This window comes from Mesorhizobium sp. M2C.T.Ca.TU.002.02.1.1 (genome assembly GCF_003997225.1).
Genome location: NZ_RZTO01000559.1, coordinates 1 through 4199, shown reverse-complemented (window position 1 = coordinate 4199; position 4199 = coordinate 1). Strand labels below are relative to the sequence as shown.

General features: G+C 65.2%; 3 protein-coding genes and 2 pseudogenes. All 5 read right to left on the bottom strand.

Translation table 11 applies throughout. The features are described 5' to 3' along the window. Positions 1-452: pseudogene (locus tag EOD07_RS24835) on the bottom strand (YhfX family PLP-dependent enzyme); the annotation flags it as partial. Between the two features lie 12 nt (positions 453-464). Then, on the bottom strand, positions 465-1436 hold the full coding sequence (locus EOD07_RS24830; RefSeq protein ID WP_040983996.1) for an ABC transporter permease: 972 nt from the start codon (positions 1434-1436) through the stop codon (positions 465-467). Positions 1437-1479: 43 nt separating this feature from the next. Beyond that, entirely contained in the window at positions 1480-2541 is a 1062-nt protein-coding gene (locus tag EOD07_RS24825; RefSeq protein WP_127237307.1) for a substrate-binding domain-containing protein, read from the bottom strand. Between the two features lie 64 nt (positions 2542-2605). Continuing rightward, entirely contained in the window at positions 2606-3664 is a 1059-nt protein-coding gene (locus tag EOD07_RS24820; RefSeq protein ID WP_073985373.1) for a substrate-binding domain-containing protein, read from the bottom strand. A 35-nt stretch (positions 3665-3699) separates the two neighbouring features. Beyond that, positions 3700-4199: pseudogene (locus EOD07_RS24815) on the bottom strand (M20 family peptidase); the annotation flags it as partial.

Below are 4199 nucleotides of genomic sequence, written 5' to 3'. Positions count from 1 at the left end.
CAGAGCAGGTCCTGGACATAGCCGGCGGCCTTGGCGCCCCTGCCTGCTTCCTCGGCCTTGATGTCGTTGAAGACGGTCCAGTAGTCCGGCTGGAACGTCCTTGCCGCAGCATCGGCTTCGAATTTCGCGATCTGCTGCAGATGGCCGAGATGGCCAAGCTTCATTCCGGCCTTGTGCGTGGCGCGCGCGCAAGCCATGTCGACCGCAACCGCGCGCTCGATGCCGCCGCGCATCACCGCCTTGCAGAATGAGCTCGAGCGGCCGACCTGCTTGGTCATGGCGAAGATCTTCAGACCGAGCCGGTCAGCTTCCTGTTTGAGGACCTTGGCGTTGCGCTCGACCATATCGAGATCGAGCACATAGGCGTTGGCCGGCAGCTTGCCTTGCTGATGAAGGCCGATCGCCGCTTCGATGAAGGCGGGGTTGCGGCGGCGCAGAACGTCGAGAAACATGGGAAGATTCCTTCAGCGGGATTTGTCGCGCAGCGACACGGCGACGGCGGTGAGGATGATCAGTCCGCGCACGATCATCTGGTCGGAGACCGAAAGGCCCATCAGGATCAGCCCGTTGTTCAGCATGCCCATCATCAGCGAGCCGACAAGGGCGCCGACGATCGAGCCCTTGCCGCCATTGAGCAGCGTGCCGCCGACGATGACGGCGGCGATCACCGTCATCAGGTCCGTTTCGCCGAGCGTGTATTTCGCCGCTTGCAGGCGCCCGGCGTAGAGCAGTCCGGCAAGGCCGGCGAGCCCGCCGCTGATGGTGAGCACGGCGAGCCGGATCTTCGGCACGCTGATGCCCGAAACGCTCGCCGCGCGGGCATTGTCGCCGGTCGCCAGCACATGCGCGCCGAAACGCGTCTCGCGGTAGACGAGGTGGCCGACGGCGATGGCGATCACCGTCCACCAGATCAGCGACGGCACGCCGAGCAGCGAGCCCGAGCCGAAGAAACCGGTAAAGGTCTCATTGGTGACCGAGATCGAACGCAGATCGGTCATCGAGCGCGAGACACCGGCGAACAGGCCCATCGTCGCCAGCGTCACCAGGAAGGACGGCAGCTTCACATAGGCGACCAGCGCGCCATTGATGAGGCCGATCAAGATACCGGCGCCCAGGCCGGCGACGATGCCCGCCGCCATCCCGTAGGAGGCGATGGTGACGGCGGCCGCAAGCGCCGATACCGCCACGATCGAGCCGATCGAAAGGTCGATCTCGCCGGCCGACATGACGAAGACGAGGCCGATCGCCATGATCGTCACCGGGGCCGTCTGCAGCACGATGTTGGAGAGGTTGCGGACGGTGAGGAAGCCGCTGTCCTTCAGCATGAAGGCGAAGAACAGGAAGATCGCCAGGAAGCCGAGATAGACGACATATTGCTGCAGATTGAAGCGGCTGGCGAAGCTGCCCACCTCGGTGCCGGTGTTGGCGCTGGTCATGTTCGATCTCCGATGGTGCGTGCTTCGCAGCCTGCCACGCCGTTTACTTCATGGCGTCCGCGATGGTCGCGGGCACATCCTTGTTGAGCGACTTCTTCCAGCCGTCCTTTACCGTGTCCTTGGTGACGGCGATGGAATCGACCGCGTAGAAGGGCTCGGCCTTCAGGCCGACCAGCGAACCCGCCGAGGCGCGCGCCCGCGTCACGCCGATGGAGTAGGCCTCGTCGGCGACAAGGGCCGCGATGTTACCACCTTTGACCATGTCGAGCGCGGCCGGTTCGTTGAGGTCGAGCGTGACGATCTTGGTGTGCGTGTTGCCGGCGGCGCGCAGCGCGGAAAGCACGCTCAGCGCCGGCTCTGCCCAGGTGACATAGATGCCGTCGAGGTCCGGATGCTGGGTGATCATCGCCTGCGCGATATCCTCTGAGCGCGCCGGGTCGGCCATGCCTGCCTCGGCGGCGATCTTCATGTCGGGATAATCCTGCTCGACGGTCTTCTTGAAGGCGCCGTCGCGCTGGTTGGTGACGTAGAAATCGGCGTCGTGGAAGATGTAGCCGACCTTGCCCTTCTTGCCGAGCGCCTCGGCCATGGCGATGCCGGCCTTGTTGCCCATCTGGAAGAGGTCGTCGGAGACGATGGCGACGTAGTCCGTGCCCTGCTTGTAGCCGGCCGGGCAATTGTCGACGAAGCCGAGCTTGACGCCGGCCTGGCGGGCCGGATCGTAGACGGAAGCCGCGGTCGCCGGATCGACGGGAAGCGACAGGATGATCGACGGCTTCTTGGCCATCACCGTCTCGACATCGGCCTTCTGGCGCGCGGCGTCGAAGCCGGCGTCGGTCTGCGCCACCACCTCGATGCCGAGCCGCTTGAACTCGTCGCGCGCGCCGGCGTTGACGGCGTTGGTGTACTCGCTCATCTCGTGCCAGACGAGGGCCGCGGTGAACTTGCCGTCCTTGATCTGCTGCTCCTGCGCCGCCGTCAGCGTCAGCGAGGCTGCCGGAACCGGCTTCTCGCCGTTCGGGCCGGTGGTGACGCCTTCGGCGGCGAAGGCGTGAGCGGCGAACAGGCTCGCCAATGCGGTCATAATGCTCAATGCTTTGCGCATGTCGGTTCCCCTTTTTGTTCAGGAAGAGAGCCCCGGCCCGGCAAGCCGGGCCGGGGCGTCGGCTTCATTTCGCCGCGTCGAGCACCGACTGCGGCGCGTCACGGTTGAGCGAGTCCTTCCAGCCCTGGGAGACATTCTCCTTGGTCACGGTCAGCGCCGGCGCGACGACAAAGGCCGGCGTTTGCTGGGCAAGCAGCGACTTCATGCCGGAGGCGGCCATGGCGCGGCCGAGCTCATAGGCCTTGTCGGCGACAAGTGCGGCGACATTGCCGCCCTTGACCATGTCGAGCGCGACCGGCTCGGCAAGGTCGAGCGTGACGATCTTGGTATGCTTGTTGCCGGCGCCGCGCAGCGCCGAAAGCACGCCGTCGGCGGGCTCGGCCCAGGTCACGTAGATGCCGTCGAGATCGGGATGCTGCAGCAGCATGGCATTGGCCAGTTCCTCGGCCCGGGCCGGGTCGGAAATGCCCTGTTCGGCGACGATCTTGATGTCGGGGTAGTCCTTCTCGATTGTCTTCTTGAAGGACTGGTCGCGCTGGTTGGTGACGTAATAGTTGGCGTCGTGGAAGATGTAGCCGACCTTGCCCTTGCCGCCGATGGCCTTGGCCATGGCGTCGGCCGCCTGCTTGCCCATCTGGTAGAGATCGTCGGTGACGATCGAGGCATAGTCGGCGCCTTGCTTGTAATCCTTGGGCAGGTTCGACAGGAACACCAGCTTGACGCCGTCCTTGACCGCCTGGCGGAAGGCTTCGGCCGAGGTGACCGGATCGAGCGGCAGGGCCAGGATGATGTTCGGCTTGGCGGCTAAAGCGGTCTCGATATCGCTGCGCTGGCGGGCGGCGTCGAACTGCGCGTCGGTCTTGACCGCGATCGAGATGCCGGCCTTGGCGAACTCGTCGGTGGCGCCCGCGGTCACCGCATTGGTGAAGTCGGAAGAGGTGTGCCACAGGAGGGCTGCCTTGTAGCCCTTGTCCTTCAGCGCCGCGATGTCGGCATCGCTCAGCGTGACACCGGAGCTCGGGGTGGCGGTCTCGCCCTGCGGTCCGACCGTCTGCGCGTGAGCCGCGCCGGCGGCGAGCATCAATCCGCCTGCCAAGGCGGCAATCCATTTCTTCATCAGCATGTTTTCAGTCTCCCATTTTCTGCTTCGTTGGTCGTTCAATCGGCCACGCCGCAATAGCGGGCCATGAAGGCTGCGAAGCCGACGATGCCGGTGAGGTATTCCTCGACATCGACGTGCTCCTCGAAAGTGTGGCAGTTGCGGATATCGCCCGGCGCGCAATAGACGGCGGGAATGCCCAGCCGATTCACGAAGAACGAGGATTCCGACCAGAAGGGCGCGCCCTCGATCACGCCGCGTCCGACCATGGCTTTGGCCATCGAGTCCGAAAGCAGGGCGACTTCGGCGCCCGTCTCGTCGATCTCGGCGGCGGTGCCGCCCAGCCCGTGGTCGCGGCCGGCGGGATAGGAAAACTCTATGGTGATTTCCGGATCGGTGATGGCGCCGCGCACCGCGGCTTCGATCTCGGCTGCGGCCGTGTCGAGCGACTCGCCCGGCAGGAGCTTGCGGATCAGCGACAGCGTGCATCGCTCAGGCACGGCGATATAGCCGCCGCCGGTAAGGCCGGTGATCAGCAGGAAGCCGCGTCCGGTGAGCT

Coding starts and splice junctions, on each gene's coding strand:
- EOD07_RS24830 (WP_040983996.1), bottom strand. CDS start 1,436: ATGACCAGCGCCAACACCGGCACCGAGGTGGGCAGCTTCGCCAGCCGC.
- EOD07_RS24820 (WP_073985373.1), bottom strand. CDS start 3,664: ATGCTGATGAAGAAATGGATTGCCGCCTTGGCAGGCGGATTGATGCTC.
- EOD07_RS24825 (WP_127237307.1), bottom strand. CDS start 2,541: ATGCGCAAAGCATTGAGCATTATGACCGCATTGGCGAGCCTGTTCGCC.